General features: G+C 56.0%; 18 protein-coding genes. 8 read left to right on the top strand and 10 right to left on the bottom strand.

The annotated features are described in order from the left end of the window. Positions 1–5: 5 nt before the first annotated feature. Positions 6–923 carry a LysR family transcriptional regulator gene (locus CMQ96_RS18660; RefSeq protein ID WP_004139133.1) on the bottom strand — a complete coding sequence of 306 codons (918 nt, stop codon included), beginning with the start codon at positions 921–923 and terminating at the stop codon, positions 6–8. 486 nt (positions 924–1,409) lie between these two features. Between CMQ96_RS18660 and CMQ96_RS18655 the strand changes: the two genes are divergently transcribed. From CMQ96_RS18655 to CMQ96_RS18640, 4 genes are read left to right on the top strand one after another with little or no spacing between them, the layout of a single operon-like run. Beyond that, positions 1,410–2,930 (top strand): amino acid ABC transporter permease/ATP-binding protein, encoded by a 1,521-nt coding sequence (locus CMQ96_RS18655; protein WP_024358339.1) that lies wholly within the window; start codon positions 1,410–1,412, stop codon positions 2,928–2,930. A 27-nt stretch (positions 2,931–2,957) separates the two neighbouring features. Next, entirely contained in the window at positions 2,958–3,830 is an 873-nt protein-coding gene (locus CMQ96_RS18650; RefSeq protein ID WP_049086819.1) for a phytanoyl-CoA dioxygenase family protein, read from the top strand. 23 nt (positions 3,831–3,853) lie between these two features. Then, complete coding sequence (locus CMQ96_RS18645) at positions 3,854–4,684, top strand: ABC transporter substrate-binding protein (protein WP_098067139.1); 831 nt, start codon at positions 3,854–3,856, stop codon at positions 4,682–4,684. A gap of 4 nt (positions 4,685–4,688) precedes the next feature. Further along, entirely contained in the window at positions 4,689–5,420 is a 732-nt protein-coding gene (locus CMQ96_RS18640) for a class II aldolase and adducin N-terminal domain-containing protein (RefSeq protein WP_049086817.1), read from the top strand. 130 nt (positions 5,421–5,550) lie between these two features. Here the strand turns inward: CMQ96_RS18640 and CMQ96_RS18635 are convergent, their stop codons facing one another. Then, positions 5,551–7,050 carry an aldehyde dehydrogenase family protein gene (locus tag CMQ96_RS18635; RefSeq protein WP_098067138.1) on the bottom strand — a complete coding sequence of 500 codons (1,500 nt, stop codon included), beginning with the start codon at positions 7,048–7,050 and terminating at the stop codon, positions 5,551–5,553. A gap of 235 nt (positions 7,051–7,285) precedes the next feature. Here CMQ96_RS18635 and feaR point away from each other — a divergent pair, with 235 nt between their 5' ends. Beyond that, positions 7,286–8,194: a transcriptional regulator FeaR gene (gene feaR / locus CMQ96_RS18630; RefSeq protein WP_024358350.1), complete on the top strand. Its 909-nt coding sequence runs from the start codon at positions 7,286–7,288 to the stop codon at positions 8,192–8,194. Here feaR and CMQ96_RS18625 read toward each other — a convergent pair whose 3' ends face one another. The 3 genes from CMQ96_RS18625 to CMQ96_RS18615 are packed head-to-tail and all read right to left on the bottom strand — an operon-like array spanning position 8,195 to position 11,350. After that, a complete protein-coding gene (locus tag CMQ96_RS18625; RefSeq protein WP_098067137.1) occupies positions 8,195–8,518 on the bottom strand; it encodes a YdbL family protein in 324 nt (107 codons plus the stop codon). A gap of 7 nt (positions 8,519–8,525) precedes the next feature. Beyond that, complete coding sequence (locus tag CMQ96_RS18620) at positions 8,526–8,711, bottom strand: YnbE family lipoprotein (protein WP_004121063.1); 186 nt, start codon at positions 8,709–8,711, stop codon at positions 8,526–8,528. Then, positions 8,711–11,350: a YdbH family protein gene (locus CMQ96_RS18615; RefSeq protein ID WP_098067136.1), complete on the bottom strand. Its 2,640-nt coding sequence runs from the start codon at positions 11,348–11,350 to the stop codon at positions 8,711–8,713. The genes CMQ96_RS18620 and CMQ96_RS18615 overlap by 1 nt, the downstream gene beginning before the upstream one ends. 195 nt (positions 11,351–11,545) lie before the next feature. Between CMQ96_RS18615 and CMQ96_RS18610 the strand changes: the two genes are divergently transcribed. The 3 genes from CMQ96_RS18610 to hslJ all read left to right on the top strand — a co-directional run bounded on the left by CMQ96_RS18610 (position 11,546) and on the right by hslJ (position 13,748). Beyond that, a complete protein-coding gene (locus tag CMQ96_RS18610; RefSeq protein WP_049130350.1) occupies positions 11,546–12,043 on the top strand; it encodes a DedA family protein in 498 nt (165 codons plus the stop codon). A 149-nt stretch (positions 12,044–12,192) separates the two neighbouring features. Further along, entirely contained in the window at positions 12,193–13,182 is a 990-nt protein-coding gene (locus CMQ96_RS18605; protein WP_004139156.1) for a 2-hydroxyacid dehydrogenase, read from the top strand. A gap of 125 nt (positions 13,183–13,307) precedes the next feature. Continuing rightward, entirely contained in the window at positions 13,308–13,748 is a 441-nt protein-coding gene (hslJ, locus tag CMQ96_RS18600) for a heat shock protein HslJ (protein WP_004139159.1), read from the top strand. Here the strand turns inward: hslJ and CMQ96_RS18595 are convergent. The 5 genes from CMQ96_RS18595 to CMQ96_RS18580 all read right to left on the bottom strand — a co-directional run bounded on the left by CMQ96_RS18595 (position 13,745) and on the right by CMQ96_RS18580 (position 17,976). Next, the gene (locus tag CMQ96_RS18595) at positions 13,745–14,017 is read right to left on the bottom strand and encodes a DUF333 domain-containing protein (protein WP_024358353.1); all 273 of its coding nucleotides are present in this window, start codon (positions 14,015–14,017) and stop codon (positions 13,745–13,747) included. The two genes, hslJ and CMQ96_RS18595, sit on opposite strands and share 4 nt — an antisense overlap. Positions 14,018–14,427: 410 nt before the next feature. Continuing rightward, a complete protein-coding gene (locus tag CMQ96_RS18590; RefSeq protein ID WP_024358354.1) occupies positions 14,428–14,700 on the bottom strand; it encodes a hypothetical protein in 273 nt (90 codons plus the stop codon). Further along, a complete protein-coding gene (locus CMQ96_RS18585; protein WP_255256992.1) occupies positions 14,697–16,694 on the bottom strand; it encodes an S-type pyocin domain-containing protein in 1,998 nt (665 codons plus the stop codon). Before CMQ96_RS18585 ends, CMQ96_RS18590 begins: the two co-directional genes overlap by 4 nt. Beyond that, a complete protein-coding gene (locus tag CMQ96_RS28910) occupies positions 16,684–16,818 on the bottom strand; it encodes a hypothetical protein (protein WP_255256991.1) in 135 nt (44 codons plus the stop codon). The genes CMQ96_RS18585 and CMQ96_RS28910 overlap by 11 nt, the downstream gene beginning before the upstream one ends. A gap of 3 nt (positions 16,819–16,821) precedes the next feature. After that, positions 16,822–17,976, bottom strand: a complete 1,155-nt coding sequence (locus CMQ96_RS18580; protein ID WP_098067135.1) for a tail fiber domain-containing protein — start codon at positions 17,974–17,976, stop codon at positions 16,822–16,824. Positions 17,977–18,126 lie beyond the last annotated feature (150 nt).

The following is an 18,126-nucleotide window of genomic DNA, read 5'->3' as shown; positions in this document are numbered from 1 at the left end:
TTACATTACGCGTGCTGATGGGGCGTTAATTCTATGCTGCGGCAATAATCCATAAACAGCTGCGTCGGACGCGTGGGTTCATTATTGGCAAGGTGCGCCATAATTAATGTCGACGCGGGCATCTCGTCGGCAATATCCAGCTGCACCAGCTTTTCACCGTCATAGGTCATATCGCATAGCGGACGAGTCACGAGGACCGAAAAGCCTAATCCCTGCCCGACCATACAGCGCACCATTTCAATAGAGGGTGAACTGTAGGCCACTTCCGGGTGATAACCTTTCTCTTTAAATATTGAGACAAAATAGTTTTTGCTGGGAACCGCATCGAGCAAAATCATCGGCTCACGACTTAACTCTTGCAGCGTGACGCTTTTTTTCTGCGCCAGCGGATGAGAGGCAGGCAGTAAAGCATAGGGCTTGTGCGGAGCGTTCAGCAGCTCTTTATGAATGGAATGACCCAGTTCCAGATCGTAGACCAGCGCCAGATCGAAACGCCCGCGATGCAGGCCGTGCATCAGCTCATGTTGTTCGCCGTCGTAGAGCTGGAGAGTGATTTCGGGATACATTTTTTTAAATCCCGCCACCAGTTTTGGCATATACAGCGGCGCCACGGATTCAAAGCAGCCGACGGAAATCGTCCCGGATACCAGCTCTTTATCCGCCCGCGAGTTCTGCTCAAACTCGTACGACAGCCGCAGCAGCTCTTTAGCTTTATCGTAGAAGCGCCGTCCGCTTGAGGTCAGGGATACACCCTGCGCGTGGTGGCGAATAAACAGCTGCTGGTCGAAGGTGCTTTCCAGGTTTTTGATGGCAATGGAGATCGACGGTTGGGCAATATGCAGCTGGCGGGAAGCCTCGGCGATACTCTCCGTTTCCACCACCGTCACGAAATACTTAAGCTGTTTGAGGGTAAATCGGTTCATCGCGTCACCATTGATAAAATATTGTCTTATTGCGAACGGGCTTAGTTTTACAATAAGCAGCCTGCAAGCATCGTGCCATACCGTTTGCGCTGTATATCGTCGGCAAATAACCGCCGCCTCTATTTAATTACCCGCCCTCTTTTTTGCCTGATTTCGCGTTTTGCACCATAAAGCAACGCCCTGCACCTTATTTGCCCGCGGCACGCCCCAATATTGCACAAATTACCGTTGTGCCAAAAATCAGGTTTAAAAATAACGGCGATTGTTTTTAAGTTGTTTCAATGCTGTTTCTCATTAATTGCGTTAAATTCCTTGGGGTTAATATAGCTGTATAGTTTTTTTAAACTTAAAGACCAAAAATTTACTAATTGCCACCGGTCGAACAGTGCCAGCATAGTGTCAGGGCAAGATGAACGCCGGCGGCTCCCCATTTTAGAACAGGGGAATCGCCTTAATTTCCGTTAATTATGGCGAGTGAAATAGCCCATGACGTTTAACTGGAACTATATGTTAAGCCTGCTCAGCGATGTCGATTTCTGGCAGGCCACCTGGACCGTCATCAAATTAAGTTTGCTGACCTGGGCTTTCAGCATTGTGCTGGGATTTATTCTGGCGCTGGCCAAACAGTCGCCGCGCAAGCTGTTTAACGCGCCTGCCCGCCTCTATATCTGGCTGTTTCGCAGCATGCCGCTGCTGGTGCTGCTGATTTTTGTCTACAACATGCCGCAGGCGCTGCCCTCCTTCGCGCCGGTGCTGAACGACCCGTTCTGGGCCGGGCTGCTGGCGATGGTGCTGAGCGAAGCCGCCTATATTGCTGAAATTCATCGCGGCGGGCTGCTGTCGATTCCGAAAGGACAGAGCGAAGCCGCCCGCGCGCTCGGGTTGCGCTATGCCGGTACCCAGTGGCGCGTGGTGATCCCGCAGGCGCTGCGCGTCGCCCTACCGGCGCTGGCCAATGAGTATATCGCCATCGTCAAGCTCAGCTCGCTGGTGTCGGTTATCTCCCTGACCGAGATCTTAATGGTCGGCCAGCGCCTCTATTCGCAGAATTTCCTCGTCATGGAGACCATGGCGGCGGTGGCGTTTTACTACATCCTGATCGTCACGGTGTTTGATTTCCTGCTTAAGCGCCTCGAGACCTGGCTCGACGTCACGCAACGTAAAACCACGCGTCCGGTGGATGAAGAAATGCAGCAAATGGCCACGGCGCGACGTCCGGCAATGGCCCGCAGCGTTAGCGTCGCGCAGGAGCCGGCGCTGCAGGCGTCTAAGCTGCATAAAGCCTATAACAATGTCGAAGTGCTGGGCGCGGTCAGCCTGCAAATTCAGCCCGGCGAAGTCGTCTCCGTCATTGGCCCATCCGGCTCCGGTAAGACCACGCTGATCCGCCTGCTGAACGGCCTTGAGCAGATCGATAACGGTGAGATCAAAATCAACGGCCAGCCATTTATTCACCTCGACCGCCAGGGGCAGCAGAAGCCGCGTTTTATGGAGAACAGCGAGCATCGCCAGAATATCGGCATGGTCTTCCAGAGCTTCAACCTGTTTCCCCACCTGACTGTGCTCGGCAACCTGCTGCTGGCGCCTCGCTATCACCATCTCGCCAGCGAAGGCGAGCTTAAGCAGCACGCCTGCGAACTGCTGCATAAAGTCGGGATGCTGGAACACGCGTGGAAATATCCGCATCAGCTTTCCGGCGGCCAGCAGCAGCGGGTAGCGATTGCCCGCGCCCTGATGATGCGCCCACAAATTATGCTGTTCGATGAACCCACCTCGGCGCTGGATCCGGAAAAGGTTAACGAGGTTCTGCAGGTTATCGAATCGCTGGCCCATGAAGGTATCACCATGGTGATCGTCACCCATGAGATGAACTTCGCCTTTAAGGTTTCCGACCGAATTGTGTTTATGGAAAAAGGACGCGTGGTCTGCGACGACACGCCTCAGGCAATGCGCGACGGCCAGCATCCGCGCGTGGACGCCTTCCTGAAAGATGTCTCTTTGGCTTAACGCCTCCGTTCCCGAAAGGAGAAAAATATGATCGCGCAGTGGCAAATCGAACAGTTTCATCAGCAGGGTTTTCTGGTCGTTGAAGAGGTGCTCTCCGCCGAGGAGGTGGCTCTGCTGCAGACCGATTTCGACGCCTGGGTCGAAGAGAGCCGCCAGCATAGCGAGGCGTGGGGCGAAACCCTGGACGGCCGTCCGCGCTTCGACCTCGAAAGCGATCACACGCCGCATCACCCCTCGCTGCGCCGGGTGAGTTCGCCCACCGAGATTTCCGCCGCCTACCGCCGCGCCGCCCTTGATTCGCGGATGGCGGCGATTGCCGGCCAGCTCATCGGCGGCAGCGGGACCCGTTTTCATCACAGCAAAATCAACTCCAAGCTGCCGCACACCGCTACGCAGGTGAAATGGCATCAGGATTTTCTGTTCACCCCCCACAGCAACGACGACATTATCACCGCCCTGCTGATGGTTAGCGAAGTGACGCCGGAAAACGGTCCGCTCAACGTGGTCCCGGGAAGCCACCAGGGGCCGCTGTGGTCCCACTGGCAAAACGCGCGTTTTACCGGCGCCGTGGACCCGCAGGTCGAAGAAGCCCACTGCCAGCAGCCGCAGGCCTGTTTCGGCCCGGCGGGTTCGGTGTGCTTTATGCATACCCGCCTGCTTCACGCCTCCAGCCCTAATGAAACCGACCTCCCGCGCACGCTGTTTATCAGCGTCTACGCAGCGGAAGATGCCCTGCCGTTCGGCGAAAATCCGCTGCCCAGCCTTCACGCCGGGCAGATGGTTGCCGGCGAAGAGAGCGGCCTGGTGCGTAGTACCGTTAATCATTTACGTCTGCCGCAAAAACCGCGCGGCGCATCCTTTTTCGTCCAGCAGGCCGGTACCGATCGCGCCAGCATGTAATTTGCCCACTCTTTGGAGGTTCTATGAAACGTATTAATGCTTTGCGCCCTGCTGTCCTGCTCCTTTGCGCCGCCGGCGCCCTGTCGTCCTTTAGCGCCCTGGCCTTCCAGCAGCCGGGGAAAATCACCGCCGGTTCGGATATGACCTTTTTCCCGTATGAATATATGGAAAACAACAAGCCCGCCGGGTTCGATATCGAGTTTCTTGCCGGGCTGGCGAAAACCATGGGCCGCGAGGCGGTGAATATTGATACCCGGTTTCCGAATTTGATTCCGGGTCTGCAGGGCGGACGCTTCGATATCACCAACTCTTCGATGTACATCACCGCCGAGCGTTTGAAGGTTATCGATATGGTGCCCTACCTGAAAAGCGGCGAAGCGATCCTCGCGCTGAAAGGCAGCGACTATCAGCCGAAAACGCCGGAAGAGTTTTGCGGTCATAAAATTGGCTCTATGGGCGCGACCTCATGGCTGGCGCAGCTGCAAAAGCTCTCCGCCGACTACTGCGTGAAAAAGGGCCTGAAGCCGATAGCGCTTAGCGAATATACCACCGACCCGCAAACCACCCAGGCGCTGCTGTCGCGGGCGGTTGAGGCGCAAATCACCGATGCGGCGGTGGCGCGCGGCGTGATTTATAAGCTTGGCGATCGGGTGACGATCTCTTCCGAAACCTTGATTTATCCGGTGCTCAACGGCTTTGGGGTGAAAAAAGGCAATAGCGAAGTGAAAACCGCGCTGGAGGAAGGGCTGAAGAAATACAGCGCGACGCCGGAATACGCCGCGCTGCTGAAGAAATATAACTTCCAGGCGCCGACGCCGGAGGACCTGCAAACCCTGATGCCGAAGGCGGAGTAACGACATGGCCCGGTCTTATGAAGAACAGACCCGCATCGACCTGGCGGCGACCTTTCGTATCATCGCCCATCTCGGAATGCACGAGGCGGTGGCCAACCACTTTAGCGCGGCCCTCTCGGCGGACGGCAAAAAATTCCTGCTGAACCCGAAATGGAAACACTTTTCGCGCCTCCGCGCCAGCGACCTGCTGCTGCTGGACGCCGATGATGAAGCCTGCGCCCGGCGATCTGACGTCGACGCCACGGCGTGGGCGATTCACGGGCAAATCCACCAGCGCCTGCCGGGGGTGCGGGTGGTGCTGCACCTGCATCCGGTGTATACCACCAGCGTCGCTTGCCTCGAGACGCCGCATATCCCGCCGATCGATCAGAATACGGCGCGCTATTTTAATCGGCTGGCCGTCGATACGTTATACGGCGGTATGGCGGATACCACGGCGGAAGGCGCGCGTCTGGCGGCGCTGCTGGCCGATAAGCGCCGGCTGCTGATGGGCAATCACGGGGTGCTGGTGACCGCGCCGTCGATTGGCGAGGCTTTCGACGATATCTGGACCCTGGAGCGCGCCTGTCAGATTCTGGTGACCGCCTGGTCAACGGGGCAGCCGCTGAAGGTGCTCTCCGCTGCGGTAGCGGAGAAAACCGCGCAGGATTGGGAGGGGATCGCCGACTTTTCACGCCAGCATTTTGAAGAGATGAAGCAGATGATGATCGACGCCGACCCGTCATTGCTGGACTGACGGCTTACTCCCGGAGAAAAACGCCCGGTGGCGGCTGGCGCCTTACCGGGCCTGCGGGGTCGTGCAGGATTCAAGGCGCCGAGCAGCTTGTAGCCCGGTAAGGCATCAGCCGCCGCCGGGGAACAGGCGGCTAGTAACGCACGCAAACCGACTTCGTTTCGCACCAGTCGTCCAGCCAGTCGGGGCCGAAATCGCGGCCGGTACCGGACTGCTTCATGCCGCCAAACGGCAGGTTGGCATCAATCAGCGTATGGCTGTTGACCCACACCGTCCCCGCCTGCAGGCGGTCGGTGTAGCTCAGCGCCTGAGTCAAATCGCGGGTCCAGACGCTGGCGGTCAGGCCAAAATCGCTGTCGTTGGCCAGGAGCAGCGCCTCTTCGCCATCGGCCACGCGTACCAGATTCACCACCGGGCCGAACACCTCTTCCCGGCACAGGCGCAGCCCGGCGTCGGGGTTAATCACCAGCGTCGGGGCAATATAGTAGCCCTGCGCATCCGGCCCCGCGTGACCGCTTATTAGCTCAGCCTTCTGCTGACGGGCTTCATCAAGATAGGCGGCCACTTTGGCGCAGTGCGCCTGCGACACCACCGGGTTAATCTGGCTGCTCTCGAGCATTCCGGGTCCGACCTGTAGCGACTTCACCGCCTGCTCAAAGCCGCTCACTAGCGTATCGAACAGCGGCGCTTCGATATAAATTCGCGAACTGGCGGCGCACACCTGCCCTTGATTCAGGAAGCTGCCGGTCATTAAGCCCTCAATCACCCACTGCGGATCGGCATCTTTCAGCACGATAGCCGGGTTCTTGCCGCCCAGCTCCAGCGTGACCCGGGTCAGGCGATCGGCGGCCACGCGGGCAATCTGTTTACCGGTAGCGGTCGATCCGGTAAAGCTCACCTTGGCGACCAGCGGATGCGAGGTCAGCGCCGCGCCGCATCCGGCCCCGCTGCCGGTCACTACGTTAAAGACGCCGTCCGGCACGCCCGCCTCGGTTGCCAGTTCCGCCACCCGCAGCAGGGTCAGCGGGGTGGTCTCCGACGGCTTAATGACGATTGAACAGCCAGCCGCCAGCGCGGGCATCACTTTCCACATGCCGATCATCAGCGGGAAGTTCCACGGCACGATCCCGGCCACAACGCCCACCGGCTCCTTTTTGGTCCACGCCTGATAGCGCGCGCCCGGCGGGAAGGGAATCGATACGTCCAGGGTGCTGCCGCTGATTTTGGTGGTCAGCCCGGCGGTATAGCGCATCCAGTTCAGGGTGCAGCCCACTTCAAAGGCGCGGGAAATGTTAATCGATTTCCCCTGTTCAAGGGTCTCCAGCTGCGCCAGCTCCTCGCCGTGCTGCTCCACCAGATCGGCGAAGCGCAGCAGGATCCGTTCGCGATCGGCGGGGGTCCGCCCTGCCCAGCTGCGGGAAACGAAAGCGCGCCAGGCGGACATTACCGCCCGATCGACATCCGCGGCGTTAGCGTCTGCGGTGCTGGCGATAGCCTGACCGGTGGCCGGGTTCCAGACGGTTAAACGCTGTTCACTCTCTGCCGCCTGCTGCGTACCGTCGAGGTACAAACCATGCTGTCTGTCTAAAAACTGCTGCACGCTGGCGAGTAGCGCGACCTGTGATGTGGACATACCCCTTCCTTATTGTTCGCGGATAGTGGTATCAGTCTATGCCGTGGTCGCGATTCACGCTTTTTTCTCTGTGACATTCGTTTTTGCCGCTGTGACAGCCGCCGCAATTAAGTCGATGACGCGGACAGAAAATGTGCAGCAGGTAATAGTTCTTTCATATACTCCGCCTTCTGCCCTTGCCTCCAGCATCATAAATGCAACAATGCAAAAACATTATTATTACAAAGGATGCGCGATGAATACGGCAAATCGTGGGCAGAATTACCAGCATTGGTTAGCAAAAATCAATCAGGTCTGTGGGCAGTTCGCCGCCCGTCCGCTGGATGATCATTTCCACGGTGAGATCGACGCCAGCTATGCCGGCGACCTGAAAGTCAGCACGGTGACCGCCCGCGGCATCAACCTCTACCGTACCCGACAAGAGATCCAGCGCGATAATGACGCCTGGTTTTATACCGTCTTCCAGCTCGCGGGCCAGGCGACGATCGAGCAGGATGGCCGCCAGGCGATGCTGGAGAGCGGCGATATCACCCTGATTGATGCGTCTCGTCCATGCTCGATTATCTGGCAGCAAACCTCGCGCCAGGCCTCCCTGCTGCTGCCAAGATCGCTGCTGGAGCAGCAGCTGCGCGGCAGTGAAATCAGCATCGCTACGCGGCTGGCGAAAAGCCTGCCGATGGTCCAGCTCAGCCAGCGCCTGCTACATGAAAGCATGAACAGCCCTGAACTCTCGGCCAGCGAAAGCAAAGCGGCGCTGGAGGCCATCGTCTGCCTGCTGCGTCCGATGCTGCATCATCAGGAAGCCCAGCCGTCCCGGCGCGATAAGCAGTTTCAGAAAATCATGGCGTTAATAGATGAGTCGATTCAGGCGGAACATCTGCGCCCGGAGTGGCTGGCCAGCGAAACCGGCATGTCGGTGCGCAGTCTTTACCGGCTGTTTGCTGAAAAAGGGCTGGTGGTGGCGCAATATATTAAGAATCGTCGGCTCGATTTGTGCGCCCGCGCGCTGCAAAGCGCCCATGATGATGAAAAGCTCGCGGGGATTGGCTACAGCTGGGGGTTCAGCGATCATAGCCATTTCTCCACCGCCTTTAAGCAGCGTTTCGGCGTCTCGCCGGGAGAGTATCGCAAGCGCTGCCGATAGCTATTTTTTCAGCCATTTGCCGTTAAGGCCCTTCACGTACTCGCCCGGCTGCGCCCTGGCGACCAGCTTCTGCCCGGCCATTTTCGCCACCTGATCCACCGGTAGATTATTGTCATCCGCCAGTTGTTGATAGCTGTCGCTGCGGGCGGCGTTGATCTGCTTCACCAGTTCAAGGGTTTCCTTATCCTGACGCAGCGGTTCAAGATAGCCATTGAGGGTTTCGCCGACCCGCCCCTGCTGGCGAGCTTCATTGAGGGTCAGGGCCAGCGCCTGAGCGCTGAACAGCACCAGCGCCAGCGTCATGGTTATCAGTCGTATTCTCATCATCGCCTCAGAACAGATCGCTACGCGATTTGAGCAGATTCTCAACGTCTTTATCCAGCTTGATATGAATTTCATGCTCAATTTTGACATTCATATTGATGGTGATCGGCTCTTTCGATGCCGCGATTTCAATACGCGGCGTACAGCCCGCCAGCAGCGCGGTGGCCAGAAAAGCGGCGAATAGTTTGATCATTATTGTTGTTCCTTACAGGTATGACTGTCCTGACAGCGCGGCGCGGGCAGCCTGGCGTTCTGCTCCAGCCACGCCTGCAAATTGTCGCCGAAACGCAAGCTGCGCCACAGGTCAAAAATATTCTCTTCATGGGAGTAGTTTAAGTGCACCGTATTACTTTTGCCCTCTACCCGGCTGGTGCCGCTAATCGTTGCCTTCAGCGTCAGTACGCCGAGGTTATCGAGGTTGATCCGCGTCCACGATCTGGCCACCTCCATATAGCGCAGCCAGTTAATGGCCGCCCCGGCGGAGACGTTGTCGGCCACCAACGCGTCCGCGGTGTCTTTATCGAGGCGCATCGTCATCGGCCCCGGATTGCTGAACCAGCCGTCTTTGATAATCCATTTATCGTTATCCAGCCACAGCGGCAGCGCGCCGTTAAACGGGCCAGAGACGGCGAACTGCTTCACTTTAATCGCGCTCACTAATTCGCTGCTGGAGATGTTTTGCAGACGCAGCAGCGCCGGGTCATGCTGCGGCATCCTCAACTGCTGCATGGTCAGCTTGCCGCCGAGAATATCGACGCTGACGTTGCTCAACTGTAAAGGCGCGTCGTCACTCCAGGGCCAGGCGCCCTGGAGATCCGCCGTCAGATTGCGCGCGGTGAACTGGTTGACGACTTCCCCAATGCGCAACGATACCGGATGGCGAGTGCCAAGCTGCCAGGTGCCGTCGCTAAAGCGGAACGGCAGCACAAAATCGACGCCGTTGATCTGGTTATCCGGCATCCAGGCGCTGCCGCCCTTGAGCACACCGTGACCGCCCGCCTCGAAGCCCTGCCCGGCTGCGGCGGAGAATGCCACCTGCGCGTAAAGCGTTCCCTCACGCAGGTTCATCTTCCACTCCGGCGGCAACAGCGGCTGGAAAACGGTCAGCGACTGTTTTGGCCACCATGCCTCGCCGCGCAGACGTTCGCCGTCCCAGCGCCCGGTAACGCGCACGGGGCCAATTTTTTGTGCATGCAGGGAGCCGTTGAACTGGAACCAGGTCGGATCGCGGCCGTCGATATTAAATTTCAGCGTCGACGGCGGCAGTTCGCTGCCGCCGCTGAAGGTGGTTTTCCCGGCATCCAGCGATAGCGCGCCGGTCAGTTTGGGATGCTGCTCATCGCGCAGCCAGTGGATCGGTTTTTCCAGGGTCAGACGCGGCGCGCTCACCAGCATGGAACCGTACTGCAGCTTATCGAACCCGGTCGACAGGCTGTTGAGCACGATGGTGCTGTCGGCCCATTCGCCCGCGCCTTTCACATCCCAGCGCGCCTGCATTGGGGTGAAATGGCCCTCGCCCCAGTAGCGCCACTGCCAGCGGCCATGGTCGGGCATAAAGTTGTCGGCCTGGCCGTCAAGATGCAGGGTAAAATCGCCCATCTCCTGTTCATGGGCGCGTAAAATAGCCTGCAGGCGGCCATCAACGCCCTGCTCCGTCACTTTGACGCCCGCCAGCGGCCAGCGGATTTCATCGATATTCAACGAATCGATGACCCGCCCGCGCGAACGCAGCAGCGCGCCGGGGTGAAAGTTGAGCACCGGCGCGGTAAGCGGCCCGCTCAGCTGCGCGGGCAGTTTGGCGTAAAAAATCAGATCGCCGAGCTTGGCCTCGCCGGTCAGCTGTAGCGGCATGTGGCTGCTGTCCATGCTCAGCTTGCCGGGGCCGATATTCAGCACGGCGTTGCCCCTCCCGGCCTGGCCCTGAGTGAGCACGTTAAGACGCCCGCTGACCTGCATCTGCTCGGTGCCCTGCTGCCAGTTGCCCAGCGAAAGCGCGACGCGGCCGCTCAACGCGTTGCCCGCGTATTCGGTGTGCCAGCGGCCATCGCTGATGGTGATACGATCCGGAGCGATTTCCCACGGCAGGTCAAGCATCGGCTCCACCTCACCGCGCGGCGTGACCAGCAGTTGCCCGCGGTTCTCTTGCCACTCCAGTTCGGCATCGACCAGGCCGGGAGTTTGTGGAAATTCAAAGGTGCTGAACAGGTGGCCATCGACCGGCAAGCCGTCCGGCACCAGCGGCATCTGAAACTCGCCCACCAGCTTCACCGGCGCCTGGTCTTCCACCAGACGCGCGGAGAAGCCGCTGACCGTCAGCGCCTGGCCGCGCAGTCGCGCCTGGAAGGTGACCTCTTTCCCGGCATAGCCGATATCCTGCTGCTGCGGCGTGAGCGACATCACCAGCCGCCCCTGCCATTTGTCCCACGGCGACAGGCGCAGGTTGTCAATCGTCAGCCAGCTATAAGGGAGCATTGATTGCCATTCGGCGAGGGTTTTCGGCGCCCCCGGCGCGGCTTCGCTTTCCGGCAGCTTGTTCAGACAGGCGCTGTTAATATCCAGCTCGGCGATATGTAAACGCCACCGGCTGGGACGCGAAAGCGAGGCATCGGTGACGCGCGCGATTTCGCAGTCGCCGACCAGGTAGCGGAGATCCGGAATGCGCAGCGCAGAGCGCGTCAGGCGCGGGCTTTCATTGAGGGAGATTCGGGTTCCCGTAGGTAGCCAGATACCTGCCAGCGTGGGCACCCAGTGGGTGAGCGTCAATAGCAAAGCCAGCGGTAGCAGCACGAGGGCTAATAATAGCGCGATGGCGGCTTTATATTTACCCTTCATGGGCAGCTAATATCCTGATTCGAAATGAGTAAAAGCCGAGAGGCCGTTATTGTGGCACGTTCGACCTGTGAGTTAAAGTTTCCATCCCGTTTAAGCGTAGTCGTCGCCATGTGATTCTCCAGCGGGTCATTTAGCCGGGGTTTAGTTTTCTCCTGCGACACTGCTTTATACCTGCGAACGTAAACGGATGAGGCTGTGGACTTAATTATCTCGCTGATGGAATACGCTCAGGGCCGCTATTCATTGGTTTTGCTGATGGTTTTCCTGCTGACGTTCGCTAAATCCTGCGCCGTCATCTCGCTGCTGATCCCGGGCACCTCGGGGCTGCTGCTGTTCGGCGCGCTGGCATCGGCCAGCCCGGGGCATTTCCTGTTAATGTGGATGAGCGCCAGCCTCGGCGCTATCGGCGGATTCTGGCTCTCATGGCTGACGGGCCGCCGCTATCGGCGCCATCTGTATCGTATCCGCTGGCTCAATGCCGAGCGCCTCGCTCGCGGCCAGCTGTTTCTGCGCCGCCACGGCGCGTGGGCGCTCTTTTTTAGCCGCTTTCTTTCTCCGCTGCGCGCCACCGTGCCGCTGGTAACCGGCGCCAGCGGCACCTCTTTCTGGTATTTTCAGCTCGCCAACGTCAGCTCCGGGCTGCTCTGGCCGCTGATCCTGCTGGCGCCAGGGGCGTTAAGCCTCAGCTTTTGATGAAAGGTATTGTCTTTTAAAGAGATTTCTTAACACCGCGATATGCTCTAGAATTATTACTATAACCTGCTGATTAAACTAGTTTTTAACATTTGTAAGATTATTTTAATTATGCTACCGTGACGGTATTATCACTGGAGAAAAGTCTTATGAAAATCGCTGTGTATAGTACAAAACAGTACGACAAGAAGTATCTGCAGCATGTTAATGATGCATATGGCTTTGAACTGGAATTTTTTGATTTCCTGCTAACCGAAAAGACCGCCAAAACCGCCAACGGCTGCGAAGCGGTATGCATTTTCGTGAACGATGACGGTAGCCGCCCGGTACTTGAAGAACTGAAAGCCCACGGCGTGAAGTACATCGCGCTGCGCTGCGCCGGGTTCAACAACGTTGACCTCGATGCCGCCAAAGAGCTGGGCCTGCGCGTGGTGCGCGTCCCGGCCTACTCGCCGGAAGCGGTCGCCGAACACGCTATCGGCATGATGATGTCGCTGAACCGCCGCATTCACCGCGCCTATCAGCGTACCCGCGACGCTAACTTCTCTCTGGAAGGGCTGACCGGTTTCACCATGCACGGCAAAACCGCCGGCGTTATCGGCACCGGGAAAATCGGCGTCGCCGCGCTGCGCATTCTTAAAGGCTTCGGTATGCGCCTGCTGGCGTTTGATCCTTACCCAAGCGCCGCCGCGCTGGATATGGGCGTGGAGTATGTCGATCTTGAAACGCTGTACAGAGAGTCCGATGTTATCTCCCTGCACTGTCCGCTGACCGATGAAAACTACCATTTGCTGAACCATGCCGCGTTCGAGCGAATGAAAGACGGGGTGATGATCATCAATACCAGCCGTGGCGCGCTCATCGATTCGCAGGCGGCGATCGACGCCCTGAAGCACCAGAAAATTGGCGCGCTGGGGATGGACGTGTATGAGAACGAACGCGATCTTTTCTTTGAAGACAAGTCTAATGACGTGATTCAGGATGATGTGTTCCGTCGCCTCTCCGCCTGCCACAACGTCCTGTTTACCGGTCACCAGGCGTTTCTGACCGCGGAAGCGTTGATCAGCATTTCGCAAACCACCCTCGACAATCTGCGTCAGGTGGCTGCTGGCGACGCCTGCCCTAACGCGCTGGTCTGATATTCCTTTCCCTTTTGTGCTCCCCCATGGCGGGGGGCACATTCAGATAATCCTCACAGAAATCGCCTGCGATAAAGTTACAATCCCCTTCATTTATTAATACGATAAATATTTATGGAGATTAAATGAACAAGTATGCTGCGCTGCTGGCGGTGGGAATGTTGCTATCGGGCTGCGTTTATAACAGCAAGGTTTCGACCAGGGCGGAACAGCTTCAGCACCATCGGTTTGTGCTGACCAGCGTTAACGGGCAGCCGCTGAATGCCGCGGACAAGCCGCAGGAGCTGAGCTTCGGCGAAAAGATGCCTATTACGGGCAAGATGTATGTTTCAGGCAATATGTGCAACCGCTTCAGCGGCACGGGCAAAGTTTCCGACGGCGAGCTGAAGGTTGAAGAGCTGGCGATGACCCGCATGCTTTGCACGGACCCGCAGCTGAATACGCTGGACGCCACGCTGAGCAAAATGCTGCGCGAAGGCGCGCAGGTCGACCTGACGGAAACGCAGCTGACGCTGGCGACCGCCGACCAGACGCTGGTATATAAGCTCGCCGACCTGATGAATTAATAGTTACCGCAGCTTCCGCCTGCCAGCGCCTGCTCGCTGCAGCGCTTGCCGTTCGGCAAGGCGCACATGCCGATAGCGGAGCCATCAAGCTGGCGGGCTACCGATAACGAGCCGCCAACCATGGCGCAGTTTGCCTGGCCGGAGCTGCTCATCGCGGCGCGCATCCCGGGCGACACGTGCGCCGCCGTCGCCTGCTGAACAGGCTCGTCATGACTACTACACGCCGACAGTAACAGCGCAGCACATCCCACTAAAAACGCAGCTCGCATCTTCTCTCCCCCTCAGATACATCTTAAAATGAACAAGCCTAAGGATAATAGGCAGCTCAGCGCGCCGCGTCGAGAGGCGAAGTACGTATTTATGCGCTGTATTAACATTTATTAGCAAATTTTTTGGCGTCAGAAGCCTCTCAGCATAAGCACATTCATCTCTGTACGACTGAAAAGCATCATAATGAGGCAATAGTTGCCCGACAAAAAGATGTAGTGCTTTGTTGTGCATGATTATTTCCTGTGCGCTCAATCTTAGCATCTTCGACTCACTGGTGAGCATCCAAATCACTGTCATTCCTATCAGCGACAACCTTCAGAGCTGACTAACTCTAAGCGGCTGGTATTCGTCACAGTCAAACATAAAAAAGCCAGCAGGGAATGTGCTGGCAGTACTTCAAATATGAAAGTTATTGAATACCGTATTTCTTTTCAGTCACGAATTTTGGCTCTTGCCAATTGAGACCTTTTTTGACAAGCATTTTTTCGCCCCATTCGACCATTCCTTTTTGACGCATCTGTTCAAAGGTCCTCATAAACTCCCCACTTTCTATTACTGAAAACTTATAACGACTGAAAAAACGATCCATTTGAGGATAACCAAAGCCATTCTCACTCCTTGTTAAGAAGAGAATAATATCCTCGAGCGTTTGCTCTGCTACTATACGTTCAAAATCAATCACTTTACCCCCCTTAAGTCTTGTTCTTCTGCTGCTTTCAGCGCTTCTGGTGTATATAAAAGAGTTTCGCTATTACCTAATTTATAGTCCTCCAGAGTGGCTGTATGTGTATTATTCCATACCTCAGCCTCATTAGCTGGGAGAGCACTATCTTTAATTCCAAGCTGTCTGTAACGCTCCAGTTCTCTGATCTCATGCGTGTAGTATCTCTTATCGGTATCAGTAGCCTGTAGCTCACCTTTTAGGATTTTTTCTAGCCTGGCAATCATCACTTTATTAGCATCTGACTCAGCAAACCGACCTGTATGTAGTTTCACTTTATCAATGCCTGCACGGTCAATGGTTGCCGCCTTCCAGTCCAGATTCTCAACGGGGCCGCCTGCCTTTTCGGTGTTGTACGGACGATGACTGTATTCCCCTTTAGCATTGGTCTCGCCATAAGGCCCGTTCAGCATCACATAGATCGGCTCAACGCCGGTTCCTGTCGCATCAGGTTGCCAGTAGATGAAGTCCTGCAGCGGCGGTAGGTCTGCGACCGGGAACGTGGTCGTAACAATACTGTCCGCCTGCTTCACCTCCGTTCCAGTATGTACCGGGGTCACCGGTACCGGCGTACTGTTACCGGTGTGAGGCGGGGCTGCGGGCCCGACCGGCACTGGATTCACCAGGATGGTCCGCGACGGGGCGCCCGCCACGGCTGGTACAGTAATTTTATCAAGCCCTGTGGTCTTGTCACGCACGCCACTCAGTACCGGTACAGTGGCGGACACGCTGCCGGAACCGGTTTTCACCAGCATCACCGACTGTCGTTCGTTATCCTCCGTGGTAATAAATCCGCGTACCGGCAGGTCAACCATTTTCATCCCTGGTTCGATATTCACCTTACCGGCCGTAAACAGGCGGGCCTGGGCAGCCATCATATCAATATCACGTCCAGGGACTTTACTATCATTACCGCCTCCTGCGGGTGGTGAGAAAAATATTGTCGATGCCGCAGCTACCATGGGACCAGCGGTACTGGCAGTGGCGATTTCAGCCACCCCGACAGCTCCCCGCCATAGTGCGCTTGCTATCGAACCCGCCCACTCGCTGAGCGCAGTAACGACCCCCTTACCTACACCGGACAGCTGTATCCCGGACGGTGCTCTGTTAAGGACCGTTGCTACGGCTGCCGCCAGTTGAGCATTTGCATATTTCACCATTTCCGGTGTGTAAACAGGCGTGTCCTGAATTCCAACTTTGTCAAATAGGGTCTTACGAGCTTCCTCTGCTTTATGAGCCTCTTCTGCTTTACGGGCCTCGTCTGCAATCTCGTCTTTGATTTTCTTCCATGTTTTAAATGCTTCAGTCAGAGACTTAACTTCTACCTTTTCCTTTCTGAAACCCGTACGGTCGTTTCCTTTTCCTCCACCGTTAATTTCGAATATCACAATGACTTCAGTCATGATTCTTTCATTATCAACCCAGAATCCTTTGGGGATATCCCCCTGCATGACAGAGGCGTAGGCTGCAAGTGACGTCTTGTTTTCAGCCAGATTTTCTGCACTGCCATTATTGCCGCCCGGCGTGCTATCGAAATCCCCGATTTTATGTCCGGTATCAAAACTGCCAAAGGAATGAGGGCCATCAGTGCCAGTGATGGTAATAATTCCACGCAGACCAAGTGCGAAAGTTTGATCAACCGTTAAACCATCGATTCCAATAGTCAGCATACCGCTTTGCGAAAGCTCACTGGTAAAAAGGTGCGCGTTCGGATTAATCGCTTTTGCCCCTTTAATTAAATCCGCCAGTCTCTGGCGCACTTTTGGGTCGCTTTTTACGGCAGCAATCTGTTTATCTGCCGCGGATAATGGGGCCGTATTCGAGTCATGATTACCTGAATTACCGTTATTGCTCCCCCCCGGAGTCGAATTATCACTCTGTTCATTAAGATTATCGCTACTGCCACCTTTATATTCCCCGGCAATAGGCCCCGGACCATTTAGTTCAGTTGTCATAGTGTTCAGCCTTAATCGGTTTTTTCACCGAGGAGGTAACCCGAAGGCCCGTCCCGTTTTCTTCAGCGGGCAGACGGAAATTCTTCGTCACCGGCGGCGCATCATTATTATCAAACTCTTCCATGAATCAGCCCTCCCGGCCTACACGTTCTTCAAGCGCTGCAAGACGTTGCTCAAATGACTGTCTCGCTTCCTGCTCCTGAATCAACGCCTGATGTTCTTCTTTAAGCGCTTCAACAAGCAGGGCTACTACCCCGTTAATATTTAGGCTGAGGGCATCCTTCAGCACACGGCCATCGTTTAAAATCACTTCAGTCCGAGAGACGGTTTGAGGTAGAACAGCCTCCACCTCTTGCGCGATAACGCCAGCTTCGCTAACCCCCTGCTTCAGGTAGGTGTAACCACTGATGCGATTCAGTTTTTCAAACGCATTATCGATTTTTTCAACCTGGGTTTTCATGCGTGCGTCAGAACTGCTGTGCCAGGCGCCATTAGTATAGGCATGACCATCATTACGGAACTCGTACCAGCCCTGCGCGCCACCGTTGGCCACATGTAGGCCGAGAAAATGATGCTGGCCAATACGTTCCGAGTGATAGAGGTCTGCGGATAAATCTCCTGCCCCCTGAATGCATAAACCGTTCGTTATTCTGGCTGCGTTGTTATCTATCTGGCGATAACCTTTCGCGACAAACCATCCGTCTGAATTGCGTTTAACATACTGACCCGCATCAAGTTCATTGTTAGGACGGACGCGAAGCTCATTCCACTTTCCATGCCAGTCACGGTATGAAAGTAATCCGTAATCATCATGACCGGCGTTAACCCGAGCCCCCATAAGCATTCTTGTAACGACGCTGCCAGTCTTGAAATCGGTATACATAGGGGCAGAGTCATAGGTTTGACCGTTAATAAGCGCATCTGGCCCGGTCAATGTGGTAAAAACTCCCGCATTGTGAGAAACCATAGCCCCACCTGAAATATCCACGCCATTACGAAGAGCAACGCGCCCGGTTTTGAGGTTAAAGGATAATGGGCGAAGGGTATTCCATTGCCCGTCTTGCGCCTGCCCTTCAGGGGTGACGAGGGTGTGAAAATCATTCCCGTCATTGCGCAAGACGACTCCCGTTTTGCTACCTGCCAGGCGGAACGCGTTCTGCGATTTAGAAACGACTTCACCATCTGTCACCACACGTTTACGCAATGTGGTCAATGATTTCATTTCTGAAATATCGTCGTTAACGCCATTTAAAACTTGCGCATTACTTTTTTGGTCAACCATTTCTATATTCCTTATCGATGATTTAATTACTTACGGTATGAATAGCTGAATATATTTATCCAGCACTTCCACTTGGATTACTCCATTAACACCTGATTGCAATTCATTTAACTTAATTACCCGTCACGCTCATTCCAGAAAGCATTGAGA

This window comes from Klebsiella sp. MBT K-1, from assembly GCF_002556465.1.
In the GTDB taxonomy this organism is placed as follows: Bacteria; Pseudomonadota; Gammaproteobacteria; order Enterobacterales; family Enterobacteriaceae; genus Klebsiella; species Klebsiella grimontii.
The sequence above is the reverse complement of the archived record's forward strand: the minus strand, read 5'-3'. Positions and strand labels throughout refer to the sequence as shown.

What these genes read in the sequence shown, in the direction of transcription:
- CMQ96_RS18595 (WP_024358353.1), bottom strand. Translation starts at nt 14,017, where the DNA reads ATGCGAGCTGCGTTTTTAGTGGGATGTGCTGCGCTGTTACTGTCGGCG.
- CMQ96_RS18580 (WP_098067135.1), bottom strand. Translation starts at nt 17,976, where the DNA reads ATGGTTGACCAAAAAAGTAATGCGCAAGTTTTAAATGGCGTTAACGAC.
- feaR (WP_024358350.1), top strand. Translation starts at nt 7,286, where the DNA reads ATGAATACGGCAAATCGTGGGCAGAATTACCAGCATTGGTTAGCAAAA.
- CMQ96_RS18605 (WP_004139156.1), top strand. Translation starts at nt 12,193, where the DNA reads ATGAAAATCGCTGTGTATAGTACAAAACAGTACGACAAGAAGTATCTG.
- CMQ96_RS18645 (WP_098067139.1), top strand. Translation starts at nt 3,854, where the DNA reads ATGAAACGTATTAATGCTTTGCGCCCTGCTGTCCTGCTCCTTTGCGCC.
- CMQ96_RS18660 (WP_004139133.1), bottom strand. Translation starts at nt 923, where the DNA reads ATGAACCGATTTACCCTCAAACAGCTTAAGTATTTCGTGACGGTGGTG.
- hslJ (WP_004139159.1), top strand. Translation starts at nt 13,308, where the DNA reads ATGAACAAGTATGCTGCGCTGCTGGCGGTGGGAATGTTGCTATCGGGC.
- CMQ96_RS28910 (WP_255256991.1), bottom strand. Translation starts at nt 16,818, where the DNA reads ATGGAAGAGTTTGATAATAATGATGCGCCGCCGGTGACGAAGAATTTC.
- CMQ96_RS18650 (WP_049086819.1), top strand. Translation starts at nt 2,958, where the DNA reads ATGATCGCGCAGTGGCAAATCGAACAGTTTCATCAGCAGGGTTTTCTG.
- CMQ96_RS18635 (WP_098067138.1), bottom strand. Translation starts at nt 7,050, where the DNA reads ATGTCCACATCACAGGTCGCGCTACTCGCCAGCGTGCAGCAGTTTTTA.
- CMQ96_RS18585 (WP_255256992.1), bottom strand. Translation starts at nt 16,694, where the DNA reads ATGACAACTGAACTAAATGGTCCGGGGCCTATTGCCGGGGAATATAAA.
- CMQ96_RS18640 (WP_049086817.1), top strand. Translation starts at nt 4,689, where the DNA reads ATGGCCCGGTCTTATGAAGAACAGACCCGCATCGACCTGGCGGCGACC.
- CMQ96_RS18620 (WP_004121063.1), bottom strand. Translation starts at nt 8,711, where the DNA reads ATGATCAAACTATTCGCCGCTTTTCTGGCCACCGCGCTGCTGGCGGGC.
- CMQ96_RS18625 (WP_098067137.1), bottom strand. Translation starts at nt 8,518, where the DNA reads ATGAGAATACGACTGATAACCATGACGCTGGCGCTGGTGCTGTTCAGC.
- CMQ96_RS18655 (WP_024358339.1), top strand. Translation starts at nt 1,410, where the DNA reads ATGACGTTTAACTGGAACTATATGTTAAGCCTGCTCAGCGATGTCGAT.
- CMQ96_RS18615 (WP_098067136.1), bottom strand. Translation starts at nt 11,350, where the DNA reads ATGAAGGGTAAATATAAAGCCGCCATCGCGCTATTATTAGCCCTCGTG.